This is a genomic window from Shewanella sp. S1-49-MNA-CIBAN-0167, from assembly GCF_040310145.1.
Lineage (GTDB): Bacteria > Pseudomonadota > Gammaproteobacteria > Enterobacterales > Shewanellaceae > Shewanella > Shewanella psychromarinicola.
This window is the reverse complement of sequence record NZ_JBEOPO010000467.1, coordinates 1-240: the sequence shown is the minus strand read 5'-3', so window position 1 is coordinate 240 and position 240 is coordinate 1. Positions and strand designations below refer to the sequence as shown.

Here is a 240-nt window from a genome sequence, read left to right as displayed (position 1 = left end):
ATAGGTAGCATCGGTAAAGCGAGATTTATCAGCAGTTTGGCGCATAGCTTCATTGATGATGTCCCAATTACGAGGGTCTTTAAGCTCTATTGGTACTTGCTCATCAATCGGCGAATCAATTTTAACGGTACTATTTTTAAAAGATTTTAATAGATGAGGCGTAAAGCGCTTGCCTTTATTTGCCATGATAGTCACCGCATTAGCAAGCTGTAGAGGAGTAGTGGTCCAATATCCTTGGCC

Annotated in this window: 1 protein-coding gene; it reads right to left on the bottom strand. The window is 41.2% G+C overall.

Going from position 1 to position 240, the window contains the following annotated elements:
* Positions 1–240: penicillin-binding transpeptidase domain-containing protein (locus AAEZ00_RS22060; protein ID WP_351090172.1), on the bottom strand; the 240-nt coding region annotated here is incomplete at both ends.